Origin of the sequence: Pseudomonas sp. M1 (assembly GCF_022760135.1) — a bacterium.
Classification (GTDB): Bacteria; Pseudomonadota; Gammaproteobacteria; order Pseudomonadales; family Pseudomonadaceae; genus Pseudomonas; species Pseudomonas citronellolis.
This window is the reverse complement of sequence record NZ_CP094343.1, coordinates 6,711,640-6,731,109: the sequence shown is the minus strand read 5'-3', so window position 1 is coordinate 6,731,109 and position 19,470 is coordinate 6,711,640. Positions and strand designations below refer to the sequence as shown.

The 19,470-nt window shown below is 69.5% G+C and carries 21 protein-coding genes; 9 read left to right on the top strand and 12 right to left on the bottom strand.

The genetic code is table 11. From position 1 onward, the window contains the following. Nucleotides 1-7: 7 nt before the first annotated feature. Nucleotides 8-1,333, bottom strand: coding sequence for an OprD family porin (locus PM1_RS29935; protein WP_009614609.1), 1,326 nt, complete (start codon nucleotides 1,331-1,333; stop codon nucleotides 8-10). A 632-nt stretch (nucleotides 1,334-1,965) separates the two neighbouring features. Between PM1_RS29935 and PM1_RS29930 the strand changes: the two genes are divergently transcribed. Continuing rightward, nucleotides 1,966-3,267, top strand: a complete 1,302-nt coding sequence (locus PM1_RS29930; protein WP_009614611.1) for an MFS family transporter — start codon at nucleotides 1,966-1,968, stop codon at nucleotides 3,265-3,267. A 21-nt stretch (nucleotides 3,268-3,288) separates the two neighbouring features. Here PM1_RS29930 and PM1_RS29925 read toward each other — a convergent pair whose 3' ends face one another. After that, nucleotides 3,289-4,767, bottom strand: coding sequence for an MDR family MFS transporter (locus PM1_RS29925; RefSeq protein WP_009614612.1), 1,479 nt, complete (start codon nucleotides 4,765-4,767; stop codon nucleotides 3,289-3,291). A 278-nt stretch (nucleotides 4,768-5,045) separates the two neighbouring features. Between PM1_RS29925 and cfaB the strand changes: the two genes are divergently transcribed. Continuing rightward, complete coding sequence (cfaB, locus tag PM1_RS29920) at nucleotides 5,046-6,230, top strand: C17 cyclopropane fatty acid synthase CfaB (RefSeq protein ID WP_009614613.1); 1,185 nt, start codon at nucleotides 5,046-5,048, stop codon at nucleotides 6,228-6,230. A gap of 521 nt (nucleotides 6,231-6,751) precedes the next feature. Beyond that, nucleotides 6,752-7,204: a GNAT family N-acetyltransferase gene (locus tag PM1_RS29915; protein WP_009614614.1), complete on the top strand. Its 453-nt coding sequence runs from the start codon at nucleotides 6,752-6,754 to the stop codon at nucleotides 7,202-7,204. Here PM1_RS29915 and PM1_RS29910 read toward each other — a convergent pair. Genes PM1_RS29910 through folE2 form a run of 4 tightly spaced genes read right to left on the bottom strand, consistent with a single transcriptional unit; the run spans nucleotide 7,201 to nucleotide 10,515 of the window. After that, nucleotides 7,201-8,073, bottom strand: a complete 873-nt coding sequence (locus PM1_RS29910) for a metal ABC transporter substrate-binding protein (RefSeq protein WP_009614615.1) — start codon at nucleotides 8,071-8,073, stop codon at nucleotides 7,201-7,203. The genes PM1_RS29915 and PM1_RS29910 overlap by 4 nt on opposite strands. A 23-nt stretch (nucleotides 8,074-8,096) precedes the next feature. Beyond that, entirely contained in the window at nucleotides 8,097-8,960 is an 864-nt protein-coding gene (locus PM1_RS29905) for a metal ABC transporter permease (protein WP_009614616.1), read from the bottom strand. Further along, nucleotides 8,960-9,625 (bottom strand): metal ABC transporter ATP-binding protein, encoded by a 666-nt coding sequence (locus PM1_RS29900; RefSeq protein WP_009614617.1) that lies wholly within the window; start codon nucleotides 9,623-9,625, stop codon nucleotides 8,960-8,962. The genes PM1_RS29905 and PM1_RS29900 overlap by 1 nt, the downstream gene beginning before the upstream one ends. Beyond that, nucleotides 9,622-10,515 carry a GTP cyclohydrolase FolE2 gene (gene folE2, locus PM1_RS29895; protein ID WP_009614618.1) on the bottom strand — a complete coding sequence of 298 codons (894 nt, stop codon included), beginning with the start codon at nucleotides 10,513-10,515 and terminating at the stop codon, nucleotides 9,622-9,624. Before folE2 ends, PM1_RS29900 begins: the two co-directional genes overlap by 4 nt. Nucleotides 10,516-10,582: 67 nt before the next feature. Between folE2 and PM1_RS29890 the strand changes: the two genes are divergently transcribed. Continuing rightward, complete coding sequence (locus PM1_RS29890; RefSeq protein WP_009614619.1) at nucleotides 10,583-11,761, top strand: N-acetylmuramoyl-L-alanine amidase; 1,179 nt, start codon at nucleotides 10,583-10,585, stop codon at nucleotides 11,759-11,761. Between the two features lie 286 nt (nucleotides 11,762-12,047). Here the strand turns inward: PM1_RS29890 and PM1_RS29885 are convergent, their stop codons facing one another. Next, nucleotides 12,048-12,455, bottom strand: a complete 408-nt coding sequence (locus tag PM1_RS29885; RefSeq protein ID WP_009614620.1) for a hypothetical protein — start codon at nucleotides 12,453-12,455, stop codon at nucleotides 12,048-12,050. A gap of 105 nt (nucleotides 12,456-12,560) precedes the next feature. Between PM1_RS29885 and dksA the strand changes: the two genes are divergently transcribed. The 3 genes from dksA to PM1_RS29870 are packed head-to-tail and all read left to right on the top strand — an operon-like array spanning nucleotide 12,561 to nucleotide 14,835. Then, nucleotides 12,561-12,989 carry an RNA polymerase-binding protein DksA gene (gene dksA / locus PM1_RS29880; RefSeq protein ID WP_009614621.1) on the top strand — a complete coding sequence of 143 codons (429 nt, stop codon included), beginning with the start codon at nucleotides 12,561-12,563 and terminating at the stop codon, nucleotides 12,987-12,989. Between the two features lie 26 nt (nucleotides 12,990-13,015). Further along, on the top strand, nucleotides 13,016-14,218 hold the full coding sequence (zigA, locus tag PM1_RS29875) for a zinc metallochaperone GTPase ZigA (RefSeq protein ID WP_009614622.1): 1,203 nt from the start codon (nucleotides 13,016-13,018) through the stop codon (nucleotides 14,216-14,218). Further along, nucleotides 14,218-14,835, top strand: coding sequence for a DUF1826 domain-containing protein (locus PM1_RS29870; protein WP_009614623.1), 618 nt, complete (start codon nucleotides 14,218-14,220; stop codon nucleotides 14,833-14,835). Before zigA ends, PM1_RS29870 begins: the two co-directional genes overlap by 1 nt. Here the strand turns inward: PM1_RS29870 and PM1_RS29865 are convergent. Both PM1_RS29865 and PM1_RS29860 read right to left on the bottom strand, forming a co-directional pair. Then, nucleotides 14,832-15,287, bottom strand: coding sequence for a GNAT family N-acetyltransferase (locus PM1_RS29865; protein ID WP_009614624.1), 456 nt, complete (start codon nucleotides 15,285-15,287; stop codon nucleotides 14,832-14,834). The two genes, PM1_RS29870 and PM1_RS29865, sit on opposite strands and share 4 nt — an antisense overlap. A gap of 58 nt (nucleotides 15,288-15,345) precedes the next feature. Continuing rightward, a complete protein-coding gene (locus tag PM1_RS29860; protein WP_009614625.1) occupies nucleotides 15,346-16,263 on the bottom strand; it encodes a LysR family transcriptional regulator in 918 nt (305 codons plus the stop codon). Between the two features lie 97 nt (nucleotides 16,264-16,360). Here PM1_RS29860 and PM1_RS29855 point away from each other — a divergent pair, with 97 nt between their 5' ends. Further along, on the top strand, nucleotides 16,361-16,642 hold the full coding sequence (locus PM1_RS29855) for a DUF2218 domain-containing protein (protein WP_009614626.1): 282 nt from the start codon (nucleotides 16,361-16,363) through the stop codon (nucleotides 16,640-16,642). 40 nt (nucleotides 16,643-16,682) lie between these two features. Here the strand turns inward: PM1_RS29855 and PM1_RS29850 are convergent, their stop codons facing one another. The 3 genes from PM1_RS29850 to PM1_RS29840 all read right to left on the bottom strand — a co-directional run bounded on the left by PM1_RS29850 (nucleotide 16,683) and on the right by PM1_RS29840 (nucleotide 18,176). Then, nucleotides 16,683-17,411 carry an RcnB family protein gene (locus PM1_RS29850; RefSeq protein WP_009614627.1) on the bottom strand — a complete coding sequence of 243 codons (729 nt, stop codon included), beginning with the start codon at nucleotides 17,409-17,411 and terminating at the stop codon, nucleotides 16,683-16,685. Between the two features lie 259 nt (nucleotides 17,412-17,670). Next, nucleotides 17,671-17,952, bottom strand: coding sequence for a type II toxin-antitoxin system RelE/ParE family toxin (locus PM1_RS29845; protein ID WP_009614629.1), 282 nt, complete (start codon nucleotides 17,950-17,952; stop codon nucleotides 17,671-17,673). Continuing rightward, complete coding sequence (locus tag PM1_RS29840; protein ID WP_009614631.1) at nucleotides 17,949-18,176, bottom strand: CopG family ribbon-helix-helix protein; 228 nt, start codon at nucleotides 18,174-18,176, stop codon at nucleotides 17,949-17,951. The genes PM1_RS29845 and PM1_RS29840 overlap by 4 nt, the downstream gene beginning before the upstream one ends. 280 nt (nucleotides 18,177-18,456) lie before the next feature. Here PM1_RS29840 and speB point away from each other — a divergent pair, with 280 nt between their 5' ends. Then, the gene (gene speB / locus PM1_RS29835) at nucleotides 18,457-19,413 is read left to right on the top strand and encodes an agmatinase (RefSeq protein WP_009614633.1); all 957 of its coding nucleotides are present in this window, start codon (nucleotides 18,457-18,459) and stop codon (nucleotides 19,411-19,413) included. Nucleotides 19,414-19,470: the final 57 nt, after the last annotated feature.

The following is a 19,470-nucleotide window of genomic DNA, read 5'->3' as shown; positions in this document are numbered from 1 at the left end:
CCGAACCTCAAAGCACCCGCAACGGGTACTCCACTATCAACCGCACCTCGTCCAGGTCCGACTCGAAGGCCGTGGCCCGGGTCGTCGCCTGGCGCAGGCGGAAGGACAGGTCCTTCAGGTTGCCGTTCTGCACCACGTACTTCGCCTCGACGTCGCGCTCCCAGCGCTTCTGGTCGGTCAATGGATCGCCGTTCCCGTCGCGGCGCATGTAGACCGCGTTGGCGTGGCTGTAGTCGGCGTCGCTGCCGCGGGCGTAGCGGGTCATGAAGCTCAGGCCGGGGATGCCGTAGGCCTGCATGTTGAGGTCGTAGCGGAGCATCCAGGAGCGCTCCTTCGGTGAGTTGAAGTCGGTGTACTGGATGGAGTTGTCCAGGTAGATCGAGTCCGACTGGCGCAGGTAGTCGAAGTCGTTATTGCCGTTGTTGCGCTGGTGGCTCAGGGCCAGGGTGTGGGCGCCGAAACGCACGCCGAGCTTGCCGCTCCAGATGTTGGTGTTGAACTCGCCGAGCAGTTCGCGGCCGCCGTCGTCCACCGACTTGTAGTAGGTGAAGCCGCCGATCAGGTCGAGGCCGTCGGCCAGCGGGTAGGTCGCCGAGGTGGCCGCGTAGTACTGCTTCCAGGCGTCCTTCAGGCGGCTGCCGTAGAGGCTCACGCTGACCTGTTCGGTGAGCGCGTAGTCGCCGCCCAGGTAGGCGACCCAGGGGGCGTCGACGGGGCCGGCGTAGAAGGTCGAGAAGCCTTCGCTCATCTTGCGCTCGTTGGGCTGGCTCATCGAATGCAGGCGCCCGGCCTGCAGGTCCAGGCCCTCGATGCTGGCGTTGTTCAGGGTCACGCCGCGGAAGGATTCGGGCAGCAGGCGCGAGTCGCCGTAGTGCACCACCGGCGTCTGCGGGAACACGTCGCCGATCCTCACCTCGGTGTCGAACAGGCGCAGCCTGGCGGCGCCGCCGGCCTTGGCGTATTCGTCCTGGGTGCGGCCCCGGGCGTCCACCGGCAGCACGTCGAACGAACTGTGCCCGCCGTTGCGGCCGTCGCCGCTGTCCAGCTGGATGCCGAGCATGGCGAAGGCGTCGACGCCGAAGTCCACCGTGCCCCGGGTGTAGCCGGACTGGTAGCGGGCGAAGAGGCCCTGGGCCCAGGCCTCGGAGTAGCCGTTGCCCTTGAGGCTGGACTGGCCGTGGCGGTCGTCGCGTTTGAAGTAGAAGTTGCGGTTGAGGATGTCCAGGCGCTGGCCTTCGAGGAAGCCTTCGGCGCTCTCCTCGGCGCCGGCCAGGGGGCTGGCCAGCCCGGCGGCGAGCAGGGAGAGGGCCAGGGGAATGTGCCGCTGTGTCATCGATCGCTCCATGGGGTGTTGGGCGGCTGCCGGAGAGGCGCCGCATCGTTGTTGTGCACCCGCAGCGGCTAGGAGCCGCGCGCAGGCAGGCTCCATCCTGATGACGGCGGAATGACGCGGAGATGAGGCGGACATGACAATTCCGTCAGCCGGCGAACGGCGGACGAAGACGGGAGCGACTGCGGAGAATGAAGAAGGCGGGGGGACCATTATCCCCCCGGTGCCTGCGCGTCCGGGGGTGTGGACGGGGCACCGAGGCTTTGCGGCAGGAGCCGCCCTGCGAGGGGAAGGTAATCGACCTTGTCTTGTGGACAAGGTCGGACCCTGCGGCCCACCGAGGGGTACCTGACAAGTAGTCCCGGCAGGCACGCGTGGGTGGCGAAACGATAGAAGCTGGCCTTGTGCCGGTCAATCGGAAATGCCGAACGGACGTTCGATATTCGCCCTTTCGATGGTTGGCACCCCGTCGATCGGCAGGATTTATCGTTAGCTGGCTATCGGCAGGGGGCTATACTCCTGTAACAGATTGTGTCGGCAAGCTGCCCAAGTGCGGCCTGCCGCACCTCGTCCGGTGGCGAAAGGGACGGCCGCCGTACAACGCCAACAACAGTGTCATCGACGAGAGAACCCGCATGAACGCACCCGTACCGCATTACTCCGCCGAAGAACGCGCCCGACGCATCTTCGCCATTGTCGGCGCCTCCTCCGGCAACCTGGTGGAGTGGTTCGACTTCTACGTCTACGCCTTCACTGCCATCTACTTCGCCCACGCCTTCTTCCCCTCGGGCAACCCCACGGTGCAGCTGCTCAACACCGCCGGGGTGTTCGCCGCCGGCTTCCTGATGCGCCCCATCGGCGGCTGGATGTTCGGCCGCATCGCCGACAAGAAGGGCCGCAAGACGGCGATGATGATCTCGGTGCTGATGATGTGCGGCGGCTCCCTGGCCATCGCCGTGATGCCCACCTACGAGACCATCGGCGTGCTGGCGCCGGCGGCGCTGCTGCTGGCGCGGCTGTTCCAGGGCCTGTCGGTGGGCGGCGAGTACGGCACCAGCGCCACCTACATGAGCGAGGTGGCGCTCAAGGGCCAGCGCGGCTTCTTCGCCTCCTTCCAGTACGTGACGCTGATCGGCGGCCAGCTGCTGGCGGTGCTGGTGGTGGTGATCCTGCAGCAACTGCTGAGCAACGAGGAGCTGCGCGCCTGGGGCTGGCGGATTCCCTTCGTGGTCGGCGCCATCACCGCGGTGATCGCCTTCTACCTGCGCCGTTCGCTGAGCGAGACGGCCAAGGACGAGAACCTGCACCGCGCCGAGTCCGGCACCCTCACCGAGCTGTTCGCCCACCACAAGCGCGCCTTCTTCACCGTGCTCGGCTTCACCGCCGGCGGCTCGCTGATCTTCTACACCTTCACCACCTACATGCAGAAGTACCTGGTCAACACCGTGGGCATGGACGCCAAGGTGGCCAGCGGCGTGATGACCTTCGCGCTGTTCGTCTACATGTGCATGCAGCCGCTGTTCGGCGCCCTCTCCGACCGCATCGGGCGCAAGACCTCGATGCTCTGGTTCGGCCTGCTGGGCATGCTCTGCACCTGGCCGATCCTCTCCGCGCTCAAGACCACCACCAGCCCCTACATGGCCTTCGTGCTGATCATCGCGGCCATGGCCATCGTCAGCCTGTACACCTCCATCAGCGGGCTGATCAAGGCCGAGATGTTCCCGCCGCAGATCCGCGCCCTGGGCGTGGGCCTGTCCTACGCGGTGGGCAACGCCATCTTCGGCGGCTCGGCGGAATATGCGGCCCTGGGCCTGAAGAGCCTCGGCGTGGAGTCGTACTTCTACATCTACGTCTCGGTGATGTGCGGCGTGGCGCTGGTGGTCTGCCTGCTGCTGCCGGACCTGCGCAAGGTCAGCTACCTCAACGACGAGGACTGACGGCGCGCGGGCGGTGGAGGCTCAGTCCTCCACCTTGCCGCGCAGGCGGCTGTTGGGCAGCGCCAGGGCGATGAGCAGCGCCAGCACGCCGACGCCGGCGTTGACCAGGAACAGCCGGCGGAACACCTCGTCCAGCAGCAGGCGGCGGTCCTCGTGGCCGGGGCCGGCGAGGCTGGCGAGCAGTTCGTTGGCGGAGATGCCGTGACCGAAGCCCTGCCCGGCCGCCAGCGGCTGCAGCATGGCCAGGAGGATCGCCGACATCAGGGCGACGCCCACCGCCCCGCCGAGGGAGCGGAACAGCGTGGTGTTGCTGGTGGCGACGCCCAGGTGGCTATGCGATACGGCGCTCTGCGCGGCCACCAGGCTGGTGGGGAACTGGGTGCCGGCGGCGGTGCCGCACAGCAGCATGAACAGCCCCGACAGCCAGAAGCTGGACGGCGTGACCAGGGCCAGGCCGGCCACCGCGCAGGGCAGCAGCAGCGCGCCGGCGACTATCTGCGGCTTGTAGCGGCCCAGGATGGTGGTCAGGCGCCCGCAGCAGTAGGCGCCGATCGGCACGCCCATGGCCAGCGGCAGCATGTGCAGCGCGGCGCTGTCGGCGCCGGCGCCGGTCACCGACTGGAAGCGCAGCGGCACCAGCACCGACAGCGAGATGATCTGGAAGCTGGCGAAGAAGCCGACCATCCAGCTCAGCGTCGCCGCGCGGATGGCGAACAGCTGCATGGGCACCAGCGGTTCGGCGGCGCGGCGCTCCTGCAGGACGAACAGCACCAGCAGCACCAGGGCCGCGGCGAACAGCCCGAGCAGCTGCGCATCGCGCCAGTCGGCGCCCTGGCCGACGTCGGTGATGGCCAGCAGCAGGCTGCCCAGGCCTGCGATCATCAGCAGCGTGCCCAGGTAGTCGATGCGCGGCCGCCGGCCCGGCACCGGCAGGCCCACCAGGGTGCGCCGCGACACCGCGAAGGCCACCAGACCCACCGGCAGGTTGATCAGGAACACCCAGCGCCAGGACAGGTACTCGGTGAGCAGCCCGCCCAGCACGGGGCCGGCGATGCTCGCCACCGCGTACATGCTGCTGAAGTAGCCCTGGTAGCGGCCGCGTTCGCGCGGCGGGACTATGTCGCCGATGATCGCCTGGCTCACCGACATCAGCCCGCCGGCGCCCACGCCCTGCAGCACCCGCGCCAGCACCAGCTGCTCCATGCTCTGGGCCAGGCCGCAGAGCAGCGAGGCGAAGGTGAACAGCGCGGTGGCGAAGAGCATCAGCCGGCGCCGCCCGTAGAGGTCGCCGAGCTTGCCGTAGATGGGCATGGAGATGGTCATGGCGACCATGTAGCCGGAGATCACCCAGGCCAGCAGGTCGAAGTTGGCGAAACCGGCGGAGATGGCGGGCAGCGAGACGGCGACTATGGTCTGGTCGAGCGCGCCGAGGAAGATCGCCAGCATCAGCCCGATGAGGATGGTGCGCACCGGCGGACGCGGGTGGCTCAGGGTATTCAAGCAACCCCCTTGAGGACGAGCGAATTTATTGGGACGGGATGGATGCTTAGCAGTCTAACGGATTGTGCCTGCGGCGCGCTGCCGCACTTTTGCAATCCGGTAAAGGCTCTATCTCGATATGGACACGCTGACTGTCAGAAATCTCCTGCTACGCTTTTGCAGCGCTCCGTTCGCACCTGCCGCCGAATCCACCGATAGACGAAGGGCGGGAACACCCATAGGCGAAGGCTATGAGGGTCCTGTTCTATAGTTTTTCTGTTCGTGACCAGGAGGAATGCATGAAAGCCAACCTGCCCTCTGAGTTGCTGTCCCTGCAATTGCCGTTGCGCATCCGCATCGGCGATGCCCAGGCCTTCGACCTCGGCCCGGACCCGCAGGTGACGCTGATCGTCCGCGATCCGACGCTGCTGGCCGAGATCACCCAGCCCAGCCTGGACGCCCTCGGCCGCGCCTACGTGGAGAAGCGCATGGATATCGAGGGGCCGATCGGCGACGTCATCGCCATGGGCGATGCCCTGAGCGAGGCCCTGGGCGTCGACGACGGGCCCGCCGACTTCGTCCGCGAAAGCCACGACAAGCGCACCGACGCCGAAGCCATCCACTACCATTACGACCTCTCCAACGACTTCTACAAGCTCTGGCTGGACCCGGAGATGGTCTATTCCTGCGCCTACTACGAGACCGGCACGGAAGACCTGGCCACCGCCCAGCTGGCCAAGCTGCGCCACCTGTGCCGCAAGCTGCGCCTGAAGCCCGGCGAGCGCCTGCTCGACGTCGGCTGCGGCTGGGGCGGCCTGGCCCGCCTGGCGGCGCGCGAATTCGGCGCCGAGGTCTACGGCATCACCCTGAGCGAAGAGCAGCTCAAGCTCGGCCGCGAACGGGTCAAGGCCGAGGGCCTGGAAGGCAAGGTGAGGCTGGAGCTGCTGGACTACCGCGACCTGCCCCGCGACGGCCGTTTCGACAAGGTGGTCAGCGTGGGCATGTTCGAGCACGTCGGCCACGCCAACCTGGGCCTCTACTTCCAGCAGCTGTACGACGCGGTGCGCCCGGGCGGGCTGGTGATGAACCACGGCATCACCGCCAAGTACACCGACGGCCGCCCGGTGGGCCGCGGCGCCGGCGACTTCATCGACCGCTACGTGTTCCCCCACGGCGAACTGCCGCACCTGTCCCTGGCGGTGTCGCGCATGAGCGAGGCGGGCCTGGAAGTGGTCGACGTCGAGGGCCTGCGCCTGCACTACGCGCGCACCCTGGACTTCTGGAGCGCCAGCCTGGAAGCGAAACTGGCCGAGGCCGCCAAGCTGGTGCCGGAACAGGCCCTGCGCATCTGGCGCCTGTATCTGGCCGGTTGCGCCTATGGCTTCAAGAAGGGCTGGATCAATCTGCACCAGATCCTGGCGAGCAAGCCGCACGCGGACGGCAGCCACGAGGTGCCGTGGAGCCGGGGGGATATCTACGCCTGAGGCGCGGCCACCCTAATAGGCGCGGGCCCTGCCCGCGATTCGCGCGCAGGGCGCGCTCCTACATGGGCACGGTGTTGGGGGCACTCGTAGGAGCGGATCTCATCCGCGAATCGCGCCGGAACCTCCGGCTATCGCGGACAAGGTCCGCTCCTACAGGTTCCGGCAAACACAACGCCCGTAGTATGGTGTTGAGCGAAGCGATACCCATCGCCGTCACTGCCGGTTGGGTTCGGTGCGCGCCCCGAAGAGCGCCCTCTCCCTAACCCTCTCCCTGAAGAGAGAGGGGACCGTTCGGAGTGCGTGGGTATTCCTGAGTCAGCCGGCAGCACTGAAGGTTTCCGGCTGAAACCATCACTTCTCTCGGCACGGACAAGCCCCCCTCTCCCTTCAGGGAGAGGGTTGGGGAGAGGGCGCGGAGTCACCCCAAAGCACTACTGCATCCGGCATGCTCCATTCCCAAGCAACCCTGCTTCCTCTGCGGCACAATACGCCCCCTCCAGCCCCCGCCCGGATGCCCGCCCGTGCCCACCCTCCAGGAACTCCCCCTCACCCAAGCCCCCTGGCCCCTGCTCCTGCTCGCCGACCCCAGCCGCGAACAGATCGAACGCTACCTCCCGCAATCCCGCCTGCTGGCGCTGGTCGAAGGCGAGGCAGTCCGCGGCGTGCTGGCGCTGACGCCGGTGAGCTGGGGCGTGCTGGAAGTCACCAACCTCGCCGTGGACGAGGCCTGGCAGGGGCGTGGGCTGGGCAAGCGCCTGCTGGCCGCGGCCATCGACGCGGCGCGGGCGGCCGGGGCGTTGCGGCTGGACATCGCCACCGGCAATTCCAGCCTGGCGCAGCTGGGGCTCTACCAGCGCATGGGCTTTCGCATCTGCGCCGTGGAGAGCGACTACTTCCGCCTCAACTACCCCGAGCCCATCGTCGAGAACGGCATCCCCTGCCGCGACCGCCTGCGCCTGAGCCTGGTGCTCTAGTCGGCCAGCGCCTGGTACAGGGTGTCGACGTTGCTGCGGTACAGGCCCAGGTAGGTGCTGGCCGGGCCTTCGCTGGCCAGGGCGTCGGAGTGCAGGGTGCCGCCGATCTTCGCGCCGCTTTCCTCGGCGATCCGCTGCATCAGCCGCGGGTCCTTGATGTTCTCCACGAAGACCGCGCGGATGTGCTGCTCGCGGATCTGTCGGATCAGCTCGGCGACTTCCGTGGCCGAGGCCTCGCGCTCGGTGGACAGGCCCTGGGGCGCCAGCAGCGTCAGGCCGTAGGCCTGGCCGAGGTAGCCGAAGGCGTCGTGGGAGGTGACCAGGGTACGGCGGTCGGCGGGCAGGTTGCCGAGCTTGTCCTTGGCGTAGGCGAGCAACTCGTGGGCCTGCTTCAGGTAGGCCTCGGCGTTGCGCCGGTAGTCGGCGGCATTGGCCGGGTCGAGCTTCTCCAGCGCCTTGGCGATGTTGTCGACGTAGATGTCGGCGTTGGCCAGGTTGTTCCAGGCGTGCGGGTCGGGGATGGTCTGGCCGTCCTCCTCCAGGCTGCGCGGGATCACGCCGTGGCTGGCCTGGATCACCTGCGCGCGGGTCTCGGTGCTCTTCACCAGGCGGTCGAGCCAGGGTTCGAAGCCCAGGCCGTTCTCCACCACCAGCTGCGCCTGGCGCACGGCGCGGGCGTCGTCCGGGGTGGTCTCGTAGGTGTGGGCGTCGCTGTCGGGGCCGACCAGATTGTTCAGCTGGATGTGCTCGCCGCCGACCGCGCGGGTCATGTCGGCGAGGATGCTGAAGCTGGTCACCACGCGCGGCTTCTCGGCGGCGGGCAGCGACAGGGGCAGGCAGAACGCGAACAGCAGCAAAAGGGCGCGCATGGCGGGTTTCCTTGGGTGAGTGGTCATTGCGGGATGGGCAGCAGGCCGCGGCGCAACAGGCCGTGCACCGGGCCGAACAGCACGGAGAACAGGTAGAACAGGCCGGCGAGCAGGACGATGGCCGGCCCGCTGGGCAGCGACCAGGCGTAGGACGCCGCCAGGCCCAGCCACACCGAGAGCGCGCCGATGCCCGCGGCCAGGGCCAGCAGCGCCGGCAGGCGGCGGCTCCAGAAGCGCGCAGCGGCGGCCGGCAGCATCATCAGGCCGACCATCATCAGCGCGCCCAGGGCCTGGAAGCCGATCACCAGGTTGAGCACCACCAGGCCGAGGAACAGCCCGTGGGCGAAGGGCCCGAGGCGGCTGACGCTGCGCAGGAACAGCGGGTCGAGGCTGTCCAGCAGCAGGCTGCGGTAGATCAGCGCGAGCACGCCGAGGCTGAGCACGGCCACGCCGAGCATGCCCAGCAGGGTTGTGCGGTCCACCGCCAGGGCCGAGCCGAACAGCAGCTCCAGCAGGTTCAGGCGCTTGCCGGCCAGGCCCAGCAGGAGTACGCCGCTGGCCAGGGAGATGGGGTAGACCGCGGCCAGGCTGGCGTCCTCGCGCAACCCGGTGTGGCGCGTCACCCAGGCCGCCAGGCCGGCCACCGCCAGGCCCGCGCCGAGGCCGCCGAGGGTCAGCGCCGGCAGCGACAGCCCGGCCAGCCAGAAGCCGATGGCGGCGCCGGGGAGGATGCCGTGGGCGATGGCATCGCCGATCAGGCTCATGCGCCGCAGGATCAGGAACACCCCCAGGGGCGCCGCGCTCGACGCCAGGACCACGCCGCCGAGCAGCGCGCGACGCATGAAGGCGAATTCGACGAAGGGCTGCCAGAGCGCGTGCAGGACCATCACGCCACCCGCGCCAGGCAGCGGCTGGCGAGCAGCTCGCGGCTGCTGCCGTGGCGGCAACCCTCGGCGGCCACGCGCAGGCAGTCGGGGACGCGCTCGCGCACCGCGCCCAGGTCGTGGCAGACCAGCAGCAGGGTGCGGCCTTCGCGGTGCCAGGCGTCGATGTGCTGCCAGAGCAGCGCCTGGCCGGCTTCGTCGAGGCTGGCGTCGGGCTCGTCGAGCAGCAGCAGCGGGCTGTCCAGCAGGCTCAGGCGGGCCAGCAGGGCGCGCTGCAGCTGGCCGCCGGAGAGCGCCGCCAGCGGGCGCTGCTCCAGGCCCTCCAGCTGCCAGTCGGCCAGCGCCCGGCGCAGCTTGTCGCGGCGCTCGGCGACGGGCAGGCGGCTGTTCCAGAAGCCGGCGCCGACCAGCTCGCCGAGGCCGATGGGGAATTGCCGGTCGAGGGCCTGCTGCTGCACCAGGTAGCCGATTTCCCGCGGCCGCAGCTGGACGCGCACGCGCCCGGCCAGGGGCTTCTGCAGCCCGGCGATGACCTTCAGCAGGCTGCTCTTGCCGCAGCCGTTGGCGCCGACGATGGCGGTCAGGCTGCCGGCGCCCAGGTCGAGGTTCAGCGGCGGCGTCAGCGGCAGGCGTGGCGGGCCCCACTGCAGGGCCTGGCAATGGATCATGGGGCCTCCCTGCGCCACTGGCTGCGGGCCACGGCGTCGTGGGCGTGGAGGCTTTCGGCGTGGACCACGCTCAGCGCGAAGGCCTCCAGTTCCCCGCGTTGCGCCAGGGCGCGGTGCAGGCGGCGGGCGGCGTCTTCGCAGAACATCAGGTTCTGCCCATTGGCCAGGGCGAAGGCCTGCTCGTCGGCGCGCTTCACCGCGGTCTGCACGGCGGTGCCCAAGGCGGCCTCGGCGCAGTCGAGCAGTTCGCGCAGTGGCAGGCCATCCAGGCCCTCGCGCAGGTGCAGATGCAGGTCGGCGAAGCTGCGCTGGCTGTGGGGCGTGGCGACTATGCCGGCGCTGCTGCCGAGCCAGGTGTGGACTTCCTGGTGGCTGGGCGAACGGTCGGCGAACTCCTCGGCGAAGCGCTGCTGGATCAGCTGGCGTGCCAGGGCCGCCGAGCAGGGGCAGGTGGAGGAATAGGCCAGGCGCAGGCGCAGCTCCAGGCGCAGGCCCTGGTCGTCCAGGCGCGCATGGACCTCGCAGGGGTACTGCTTCCAGCCGCTGAGCGGGCTGACCAGCGCCGGGCGGCTGAGCAGGGCGTCGAAGGCCAGGCGCAGGCTGGCGCGGCGCGACAGGCCGGCGTGGCTGGCGAGGAAGTCGTCGAGCACTTCGCGCAGTAGCTGCGGGCCCAGCTCGGCCTGCTCCAGGCGGGCCAGGGCCAGGTACAGGCGCGACATATGGATGCCGCGGGCGGCGGTCGCGTCCAGGCTGACGCCGGCGTCGGCCAGCGCGTTCAGGCGTTCGCCGTGCAGGCGCAGCGGCAGGGCGATGCCCTGCATGCCGACCCAGTCCAGGGCGAGGGTGTCGGACGCGGCCTGGCTGGCGACGTCGGGGAGAAAGGCGGTCATGGGAATGGCTGGCACTAGTGAATGTTATAATATAACGTATTGTTTCCTACTCCTTCCTGCAAGCGCCATGAATCGACGCCGCCTGCTGCAAACCTTGCTCGCCAGCGCCGCCTGGCTGCCCGCCCTGGACGTTTTCGCCAATTCACGCCTGCTCGGTGCGCGCACCGAGGCCATGGCCGGAGGCCTGCGCCTGGTCCTCGACCTCGACGGGCCCTTCCACTACCGCACCTTCACCCTCTCCGCGCCGGAGCGCCTGGTGGTCGACCTGGACGGCGCCAGCCTGGGCACGCCCCTGGCCTCCCCTGCCCCGTCCGGCCCGCTGCGCGGCCTGCGCAGCGGGCGCCTGGCCAACGGCGGCACGCGGCTGGTGCTGGACCTGGCCGAGCCGGTGCAATTGCAGGCCTTCGCCCTGGGGCCCCAGGCCGGCAGGGGCCATCGCCTGGTGCTCGACCTGCATCCGCCAGGGGCACCCGTCCCGGTAGCCACGGCGAAGCCTGCCGGCAAGGGCCGCGACATCCTCGTGGTGGTGGATGCCGGCCACGGCGGCAAGGACCCCGGCGCCCTCGGCTCGCGCGGCGAGCGGGAGAAGGACGTGGCACTGCTGATCGCGCAGAACCTGGCGCGGCGCATCGACCGCCAGAGCGGCTTCAAGGCGCGCCTGGTGCGCAACGTCGACGTGTTCATCCCGCTGCGCCAGCGCGTGGAAGTGGCGCGGCGCTGCAACGCCGACATGTTCGTCTCGGTGCACGCCGACGCCGCGCCCCGCCGCACGGCGTCCGGCGCGTCGGTGTTCGCCCTCTCCGAGCACGGCGCCACCTCCACCCTGGCGCGCTTCATGGCCGAGCGCGAGAACGGCGCCGACCTGATCGGCGCCACCGGCAACCTGCCGCTGCAGGACAAGGACCCGGCGCTGGCCAAGGTCATCCTCGACATGTCGCTGAGTTCCACCATCGCCTCCAGCCTGGACCTGGGCCACAGCGTGCTGCGCAGCCTCGGCGGCATCACCCGGCTGCACCAGGAACGCGTCGACCAGGCCGGCTTCGCCGTGCTCAAGTCACCGGACATCCCCTCGATCCTGGTGGAGACCGGCTTCATCTCCAACGACGCCGACTGCCGCCGCCTGCATGACGCGCGGCACCAGCAGGAGCTGGCCGGAGCGATCTTCGATGGATTGCACGGCTACTTCCGCCAGCGCCCGCCGGCGGGGAGCCTGTTGGCGGCGTTGCGGGAGCAGGGCAAGGCGTAGGGCGAGGAGCGGATTCATCTGCGATTTCGCGGCGGGGCTCGGCCTATCGCGGACGGAGTCCGCTCCTACGAGGAAACTCCGTGCTTCACGACAATTGTAGCGGGCCCTGCCCGCGATTCGCGCGCAGGGCGCGCTCCTACAGGGGAATGGCGTGGGTGGGGCAGCGTAGGAGCGGATCTCATCCGCGAATCGCGCCGGAATGTGGAATACCGTGCTGCCCCGCGAACCGTAGGAGCGGACTCCGTCCGCGATTCCCCATGCGTCCGGCTGTGGCGTGGCCGGGCGCCTACCGCACCTGCTGGCTGCACCCGCTCACGCGCCCGCAGGTCAGCTTCGCCTGGCCGCCGCTGGAGCTGCTGAAGCGGCTGATATGCGTCCAGCCGATGCCGCGGCTGGTGCCCAGCCACACCTGGCCGTCGCTGCTCACGCCGCTGAAGAAGGTGAGGCGCCCGTAGCGCGTGCCGGTCTGCGCCCAGCGCTGGCCGCTGGCGGCGTCGAAGCCGCGCAGGTAGGTGTCGTGGCCCTGGGTGGCGACGCTGTAGTGGCTGCCGTCGCGGTCCATGCAGGCCAGCACGTTGGCCAGCCAGGCGCAGGCCGCCGGCGGCAGGCCGGGGAAGGCCAGCGGCGGCTCGCCCGCGGCCCGCGCCAGGGGCGCCAGGAGCAGCAGGCAGAGCGTCAGGGCGGCGGCTTTCATCGGGACCTCGGGGCGGGCTGGGCGGGCCTCCATGGTACGCCGGCGGATTGTCGAATACGAAATGTTATATTATAACAATTCGATCAAGTCCTTCCGGAGACCGCCATGTCCCTGCAATCCGAACCGGTCCTCAGCGAACGGCAACTGCTGGCGCAACCCGCCAGCGCCTACATGAACGAGGCCCAGCAGGCCTTCTTCCGCGACCTGCTGCTGCGCCAGCGCGCCGAGCTGCAGGCGCGCATCGACGGCGAATTCGACGCGCTGCGCGAGGTGGAACGGCCCGGCGACGAGGCCGACGTCGCCAGCCGCGAGGAACAGCGCCAGTGGCAACTGCGCCTGCTGGAGCGCGAGAAGAAGCTGCTGGACAAGATCGACCAGTCCCTCGAGCGCCTGGCCCGCGGCGACTACGGCTGGTGCGCCGAGACCGGCGAGCCGATCGGCCTGCGCCGCCTGCTGCTGCGCCCCACCGCCAGCCTCAGCGTCGAGGCCAAGGAACGCCAGGAGCGCCGCGAGCTGCACCTGCGCGACGCCTGAAGAATCCATAACAGAGAGCCACCACCGTGAAGCAACGCCTACCCGTCACCGTCCTTTCCGGCTTCCTCGGCGCCGGCAAGAGCACCCTGCTCAACCAGGTGCTGAAGAACCGCGAGCACCGCCGCGTCGCAGTGATCGTCAACGACATGAGCGAGATCAACATCGACGGCAGCGAGGTGCAGCGCGACGTCAGCCTCAACCGCGCCGAAGAGAAGCTGGTGGAGATGAGCAACGGCTGCATCTGCTGCACCCTGCGCGAAGACCTGCTGCAGGAAGTGGCGAAGCTGGCCGCCGAAGGCCGCTTCGATTACCTGCTGATCGAGTCCACCGGCATCTCCGAGCCGCTGCCGGTGGCCGAGACCTTCACCTTCCGCGACGAGCAGGGCCGCAGCCTGTCCGACCTGGCGCGGCTGGACACCCTGGTCACCGTGGTCGACGGCCTGAACTTCCTGCGCGACTACCAGGGCAGCGACAGCCTGGCCAGCCGCGGCGAGAGCCTGGGCGAGGAAGACCAGCGCTCCATCGCCGACCTGCTGATCGACCAGGTGGAGTTCGCCGACGTCATCCTGCTCAGCAAGGTCGACCTGATCTCCAGCGCCGAGCGCGAAGAGTTGCTGGCGATCCTCCGCGGCCTCAACCCCGACGCCGAGATTCGCCCTATGGTCATGGGCCAGGTGCCGCTGGAATGGATCCTCGACACCGGCCGCTTCGACTTCGAGCGCGCCGCCCAGGCCCCCGGCTGGCTCAAGGAGCTGCGCGGCGAGCACGTGCCGGAGACCGAGGAGTACGGCATCGCCTCCCGCGCCTATCGCGCGCGCCGGCCCTTCCACCCGCAGCGCTTCCACGACTTCCTTGCCACGCCCTGGAGCAACGGCCGCCTGCTGCGCTCCAAGGGCTTCTTCTGGCTGGCCAGCCGCTACCGCGAGGCCGGCAGCTGGTCCCAGGCCGGCGGCCTGATGCGCCACGGCCTGGCCGGGCGCTGGTGGCGCTTCGTGCCGAAGGAACGCTGGCCGCAGGACGAGGACGACCTGCGCCAGGTGATGCGTCACTGGAGCGCGGAGACCGGCGATTGCCGCCAGGAACTGGTGTTCATCGGCCAGGGCATCGACTTCGCCCGCCTGGAGGACGAGCTGGATGCCTGCCTGCTGGACGACGCCGAATTCGCCGCCGGGCCCCAGGCCTGGGCGCGCCTGGCCGACCCCTTCGAGTCCTGGACGGAGGACGCCTGATGCTCGCCCGGTCATTGCAATGCACGCCGCGCCAGGTGCTCGGCGACGACCCGCAGGTGCTCGCCGAGGTGCTGTACGACGGCGTCAACCTGGCGGTCTGGCGCCGCCGCCTGTTCCCCGAGCTGGCGGCCTATGCCGAGGCGCTGGTGCAGGGCGAGGCGCTTTACCCCCGCCACGCGACCCTGGAACTGGACGAGGCCGGGCGCAGCGACCAGCTGCGCGGCCTGTTCGACGAGAGCCCGGGCGCCACGCTCTTCGCCAACGACCTGGCCTGGCTGGTGGAGGCCTTCGCTTGCCTGACCGGCGCGCGCCGCGTGGGCCTGCGCCTGCGCAGCCTGGAGCGGGCCATGTGCCCGCGCTTCCACGTCGACCACGTGGCGCTGCGGCTGGTCACCAGCTACGCCGGCTGCGCCAGCGAATGGCTGGAGGAAGGCGCCCTGCCCCGCGACCGTCTCGGCGAGGCCGAGCCGGCGAGCATCCAGCGCCTGGAAGTGGGCGACGTGGGCCTGTTCAAGGGCGAGAAATGGATCGGCAACGAGGGCGCCGGCATCGTCCACCGCTCGCCCGCCCCGGCGCCGGGCACGCGGCGCCTGCTGCTGACCCTGGACTGGCTCTAGGCCGGGCGGCGCATGTCGATGTGCGGGATGTCGTCTTCCAGGTACACCTCGCCCTCGGCGACGAAGCCGTAGCGGCCGTAGTAGCCCTGCAGGTGCGCCTGCGCTGAGAGATACATCGGGCTGCCCGGCCAGCGCCGTGCGGCCTCGTCCAGGGCGCGCTGCATCAACTGGTGGCCGAGGCCGCGGCCGCGCCCGGCGGCGGCGGTGATGACGCGGCCGATGACCACCTCGCCGTCGTGCGTCGCCGGGTCGAGCAGGCGCAGGTAGGCCAGCAGCTGGCCGCCCTCGTGGGCCATCAGGTGGCAGGTGTCGCCGGACAGGTCCTGGTCGTCGATGTCCTGGTAGGGGCAGTTCTGCTCCACCACGAAGACCTCGCAGCGCAGGCGCAGGAGGGCGTACAGCGTCTCCTTGCTCAGTTCGCTGTGGTGTTGGCAGCTCCAGGTGAGGTCCATGGCGTGAGGCTCCGGCGGCAGGTGGAAAAGGCCGCCCATCCTCTCACGCCCGGGCGTTTCACACAGCCACCCGCGGCCCGGTCGGCGACAGCCCGCCGAGGTGCCGGCGCAGCGCCTCGATGGCCACCCGCACCTTGGCCGGCTGGGCGTCGCGCCGTGGCGTCACGGCGTAGATGCCGTAGGTGGGCAGGCGCCATTGCGGCAGCAGGCGCAGCAGCCTGCCCTCCTCCAGCGCCTCGCGCACTTCCGGCTCCGGCTGCAGCGACACGCCCAGGCCGTCGAGGGTGAACTGGCGCAGGGCGAGCATGCTGTTGGCCGCCACCCGCGGTTCCAGGCGCAGGCGGCAGCTCTCCCCGTCCGGCCCGTCGAACTGCAGCGCCTGGCCGTGGCCGCGGGTGTTCAGCGCCAGCCAGTCGACCTGTAACAATCGGTCGGGATGGTCGATGGGGCCGCAGCGGCGCAGGTAGGCCGGGGCCGCGCAGACCAGGTTCTGCCAGTCGCCCAGGTGGCGCGCCACCAGGCTGGAGTCGGCCAGGTTGCCGACGCGGATGGCCAGGTCGATGCGCTGCTCGATCAGGTCGATCTGCTCGTCGTGGAAGAACAGCTGCAGGCGCAGCTGGCGGTGGTTCTCCAGCAGCGGGCGCAGCGCCTCGGTGATCAGCCGCCCGGAAAAGCCCACTGGCGCCGCCAGGCGCAGTTCGCCCACCGGCGCTTCGCGCCACTCGCCCAGGCGCTGCTCGGCCTCCTCGGCGATGGCCAGCATCTGCGCGCAACTGCGGTAGAAGGCCTCGCCGGCCTCGGTCAGCGTCAGCCGGCGGGTGGTGCGGTGCAGCAGGCTCACCTGGGCCTGCGCCTCCAGCTTGCGGATCTGCTGGCTGACCGCCGAGGGGCTCATGCCCAGGGCCTCGGCGGCGGCGGCCATGGAACCGCGGGCGACCACGGTGGCGAACACGGCCATGCCTCGGAGGTTGTCCATTGTGAAGCTCCGCTTAAGAGTGAAAGGCACGATAGCCGGTTTTCCCCGGGCTTTCTCCCGCCTAGCATGCGAAGCCTCTGAAAGAAGAGGATGAACGATGCCGACTTCCCGTGCCGACGTGCCCACCCCCGATGGCGCCCGCTACCTCAAGCGCCTGTGCAACCACTTCGCCCACAAGCTGCCGGTGGAACTGAGCGAGGACAGCGGCGTGCTGAACTTCGAGTTCGGCACCTGCCGGCTCGAGGCCGACGCCGCCGCGCTGCACCTGCAGGCCGAAGCCGAGGACGCCGAGCGGCTGGCCCGCGTGCAGCAGGTGGTGGTCAGCCACCTCGACCGCTTCGCCTGGAAGGAAGGCCAGCTGCCGGTGAACTGGAGCTGAGCCCCCTGCCCTTTTCCCTTGCCGCCGTGGCCGCCGCGGTTCAGCGCTGGCCGCTGAGAATCTGCTGGATCAGGCCGCTGGCCAGTTCGATCAGCAGGTAGTCGCCGTCCACTTCCTGCCACTGGTAGCCGTAGGCCGGCGGCGGCAGCTGGCGGCTGCGCCAGTCTTCCACGTAGTAGCGCTGCGCGCGGTATTCCGGCGGCAGGTACTGGCCGGTCTGCCAGTGCCGGCGCTCGGCCTCCTGGCGGCGCATGGCGTCTTCCCATTCGCGTTGCCGCTGCTCCTGCTGGCGGCGTTGCGCCTCTTCCCACTGACGCTGGCGCTCATCGGCCTGGCGGCGCTGCTCGTCCTGCCACTGGCGGTCGCGCTCGGCCTGCTGGCGTTGTTCCTCCTGCCAGCGCCGCTGCTGTTCCTGCTGGCGGCGCTGGGCTTCCTGGCGCTGCTGCTCGGCCTGGCGGCGCTGTTCGTCGCGCTGGCGCTGGAACTCCTGTTGCTGGCGCTGCCGGTCCTCCACCTGCCGACGTTGCTGCTCGGCCATCTGCCGCTGCTGTTCCTGCTGCTGGCGTTGCTGCTCCTGCTGGCGGCGCTGCTGTTCCTCGTTCTGCCGGCGCTGCTGCTCGGCCATCTGGCGTTGCTGTTCCTGTTGCTGGCGCTGTTGCTCCTGCCATTGCTGCTGTTGCTGGGCGTCGTTGGCGTTCCAGGCGAGGGCCGCGCCGGCGGGCAGCAGCAGGCCCAGGCAGAGGGCGCGGAGGGAGGCGGTGTTGGGCATGGTCGGGTCGTCGGGCAGGGCGGCGAAATGGCCGGGAAAGTCAGGAAAGTGGACAGGGAAATGCTGGGAAAAGTTCCGATCTTGGAAAAACGCGTCGCCGCATGAAAAGACGATTGGTCATCATTCGGTCGTAACAAGATCGATATTTCAATTTATGGTCGCAAATAGACCAAATTATCTTGAATGATGCATTTGATCTATTTTTGTACAAAATCAATAAGTCAATACTTTGAAATATTTTGTAACCGTGTGGCCACTTTTACCCCGGGTTATCCACAGAGTCGATGCGCAAAATTTGTACATCGCGGCCTTTTACCCGGTAGGCGGCCTGGTAGGGCCAGCGTTCCAGCGGCAATTCGCGCACGCCGGGCACCTCGCTGGGCCGGCCGACGCTGCTCAGGCTGAGGTCGGCCAGCGCCTTCACCTGGCCGACCACGTCCTGGATGGCCTTCAGCGCCTTCTCCGGGCCGATCAGCACCACATAGTGGTCGTACAGGCCGTCCAGGTCGGCCGCCGCCTTGTGCGTCCACTGCAGGCTCATGCCAGCCCCCACTTGGCTTCTATCTCCGCGTGCGGCAGCAGGTGCCCGGCGTTGGCGTCGGCCAGGCCTTCGTCGATGGCCGCCACGTGCCAGCTCTGGCGCTCCAGGTACTGCGCCAGGGCCTGGCGCAGGTGGTAGGGGCGGTCCCGGTGGGTGGCCCGGGCCAGTTGGTCCAGGGCCTTGGCCAGGGCGTCATCGGCGCGGAAGGAGATTACGGTGGTCAATTTCTGAGCAGTCCGTTTACGCTGTATACAGAGTTTACAACGATAACATAAGTATACGAATCAGGCACTTGGCGTTGGCGAGAAGGGCAGTCGGAAGGGGAGGGCGCGAATGCGGCCGGGCGCTGGCGCGGAACTGGCTGGGCGGGCGGAAAGGTCCGGCTGGTGCGGCTTGCAGGGCACTTTCGCGGCGGCGCAAGTTGGCTTGCCGCTTTCGGGATTTGCCGCCGCCGCGGGGCGGTCCAGGCTGGCGGAGCAGCCCCTTTCCCGCCAGGAGACGCCCATGCCCCATGACTTCCCGCAACCGGTGGACGCCGCCGAGGTCCCGCGCTTCGCCGGCATCCCCAGCTTCATGCGCCTGCCCATCTTCGAGGACCCGGCCCAGGTGGACATCGCTCTGGTCGGCGTGCCCTGGGACGGCGGCACCACCAACCGCGCCGGCGCCCGCCACGGCCCGCGCGAGGTGCGCAACCAGTCCAGCCTGATGCGCAAGGTGCACCACGTCAGCCGCATCGCGCCCTACGACCTGGCGCGCGTCGGCGACGTGGGCGACGCCCCGGTGAACCCCATCGACCTGCTCGATTCGCTCAAGCGCATCGAGGGCTTCTACCGGCGCATCCACGCCGCCGGCGCGGTGCCGCTATCGGTGGGCGGCGACCACCTGGTGACGTTGCCGATCTTCCGCGCCCTGGCCGCCGAGCGGCCCATCGGCATGGTCCACTTCGACGCCCATTCGGACACCAACGACCGCTACTTCGGCGACAATCCCTACACCCACGGCACGCCGTTCCGCCGCGCCATCGAGGAAGGCCTGCTGGACCCGCGGCGCACCGTGCAGATCGGCATCCGCGGCTCGGTGTATTCGGCTGACGACGAGGCCTTCGCCAAGGAGTGCGGCATCCGCGTCATCCACATGGAGGAGTTCGCCGCGCTGGGCGTCGAGGCGACCCTCGCCGAGGCGCGGCGGGTGGTGGGCGAGGGGCCGACCTACGTCAGCTTCGACGTCGACGTGCTCGACCCGGCCTTCGCCCCCGGCACCGGCACCCCGGAGATCGGCGGCATGACCACGCTGCAGGCGCAGCACCTGGTCCGCGGCCTGCAGGGCCTGGACCTGATAGGCGCGGACGTGGTGGAGGTATCGCCGCCGTTCGACCTGGGCGGCGCCACGGCGCTGGTCGGCGCGACCATGATGTTCGAGCTGCTGTGCATCCTCGCCGACGCCCGGGCCCGGCGCCGCTGACCGCCGCGGGGGTTCACGGGGCGGCGCCCGCGGGGCTATAACGAAGGCCTGCCCCCG

What these genes read in the sequence shown, in the direction of transcription:
- PM1_RS29935 (WP_009614609.1), bottom strand. Translation starts at nt 1,333, where the DNA reads ATGACACAGCGGCACATTCCCCTGGCCCTCTCCCTGCTCGCCGCCGGG.
- PM1_RS29930 (WP_009614611.1), top strand. Translation starts at nt 1,966, where the DNA reads ATGAACGCACCCGTACCGCATTACTCCGCCGAAGAACGCGCCCGACGC.
- cfaB (WP_009614613.1), top strand. Translation starts at nt 5,046, where the DNA reads ATGAAAGCCAACCTGCCCTCTGAGTTGCTGTCCCTGCAATTGCCGTTG.
- PM1_RS29910 (WP_009614615.1), bottom strand. Translation starts at nt 8,073, where the DNA reads ATGCGCGCCCTTTTGCTGCTGTTCGCGTTCTGCCTGCCCCTGTCGCTG.
- PM1_RS29905 (WP_009614616.1), bottom strand. Translation starts at nt 8,960, where the DNA reads ATGGTCCTGCACGCGCTCTGGCAGCCCTTCGTCGAATTCGCCTTCATG.
- PM1_RS29900 (WP_009614617.1), bottom strand. Translation starts at nt 9,625, where the DNA reads ATGATCCATTGCCAGGCCCTGCAGTGGGGCCCGCCACGCCTGCCGCTG.
- folE2 (WP_009614618.1), bottom strand. Translation starts at nt 10,515, where the DNA reads ATGACCGCCTTTCTCCCCGACGTCGCCAGCCAGGCCGCGTCCGACACC.
- PM1_RS29890 (WP_009614619.1), top strand. Translation starts at nt 10,583, where the DNA reads ATGAATCGACGCCGCCTGCTGCAAACCTTGCTCGCCAGCGCCGCCTGG.
- PM1_RS29885 (WP_009614620.1), bottom strand. Translation starts at nt 12,455, where the DNA reads ATGAAAGCCGCCGCCCTGACGCTCTGCCTGCTGCTCCTGGCGCCCCTG.
- dksA (WP_009614621.1), top strand. Translation starts at nt 12,561, where the DNA reads ATGTCCCTGCAATCCGAACCGGTCCTCAGCGAACGGCAACTGCTGGCG.
- PM1_RS29870 (WP_009614623.1), top strand. Translation starts at nt 14,218, where the DNA reads ATGCTCGCCCGGTCATTGCAATGCACGCCGCGCCAGGTGCTCGGCGAC.
- PM1_RS29865 (WP_009614624.1), bottom strand. Translation starts at nt 15,287, where the DNA reads ATGGACCTCACCTGGAGCTGCCAACACCACAGCGAACTGAGCAAGGAG.
- PM1_RS29860 (WP_009614625.1), bottom strand. Translation starts at nt 16,263, where the DNA reads ATGGACAACCTCCGAGGCATGGCCGTGTTCGCCACCGTGGTCGCCCGC.
- PM1_RS29855 (WP_009614626.1), top strand. Translation starts at nt 16,361, where the DNA reads ATGCCGACTTCCCGTGCCGACGTGCCCACCCCCGATGGCGCCCGCTAC.
- PM1_RS29850 (WP_009614627.1), bottom strand. Translation starts at nt 17,411, where the DNA reads ATGCCCAACACCGCCTCCCTCCGCGCCCTCTGCCTGGGCCTGCTGCTG.
- PM1_RS29845 (WP_009614629.1), bottom strand. Translation starts at nt 17,952, where the DNA reads ATGAGCCTGCAGTGGACGCACAAGGCGGCGGCCGACCTGGACGGCCTG.
- speB (WP_009614633.1), top strand. Translation starts at nt 18,457, where the DNA reads ATGCCCCATGACTTCCCGCAACCGGTGGACGCCGCCGAGGTCCCGCGC.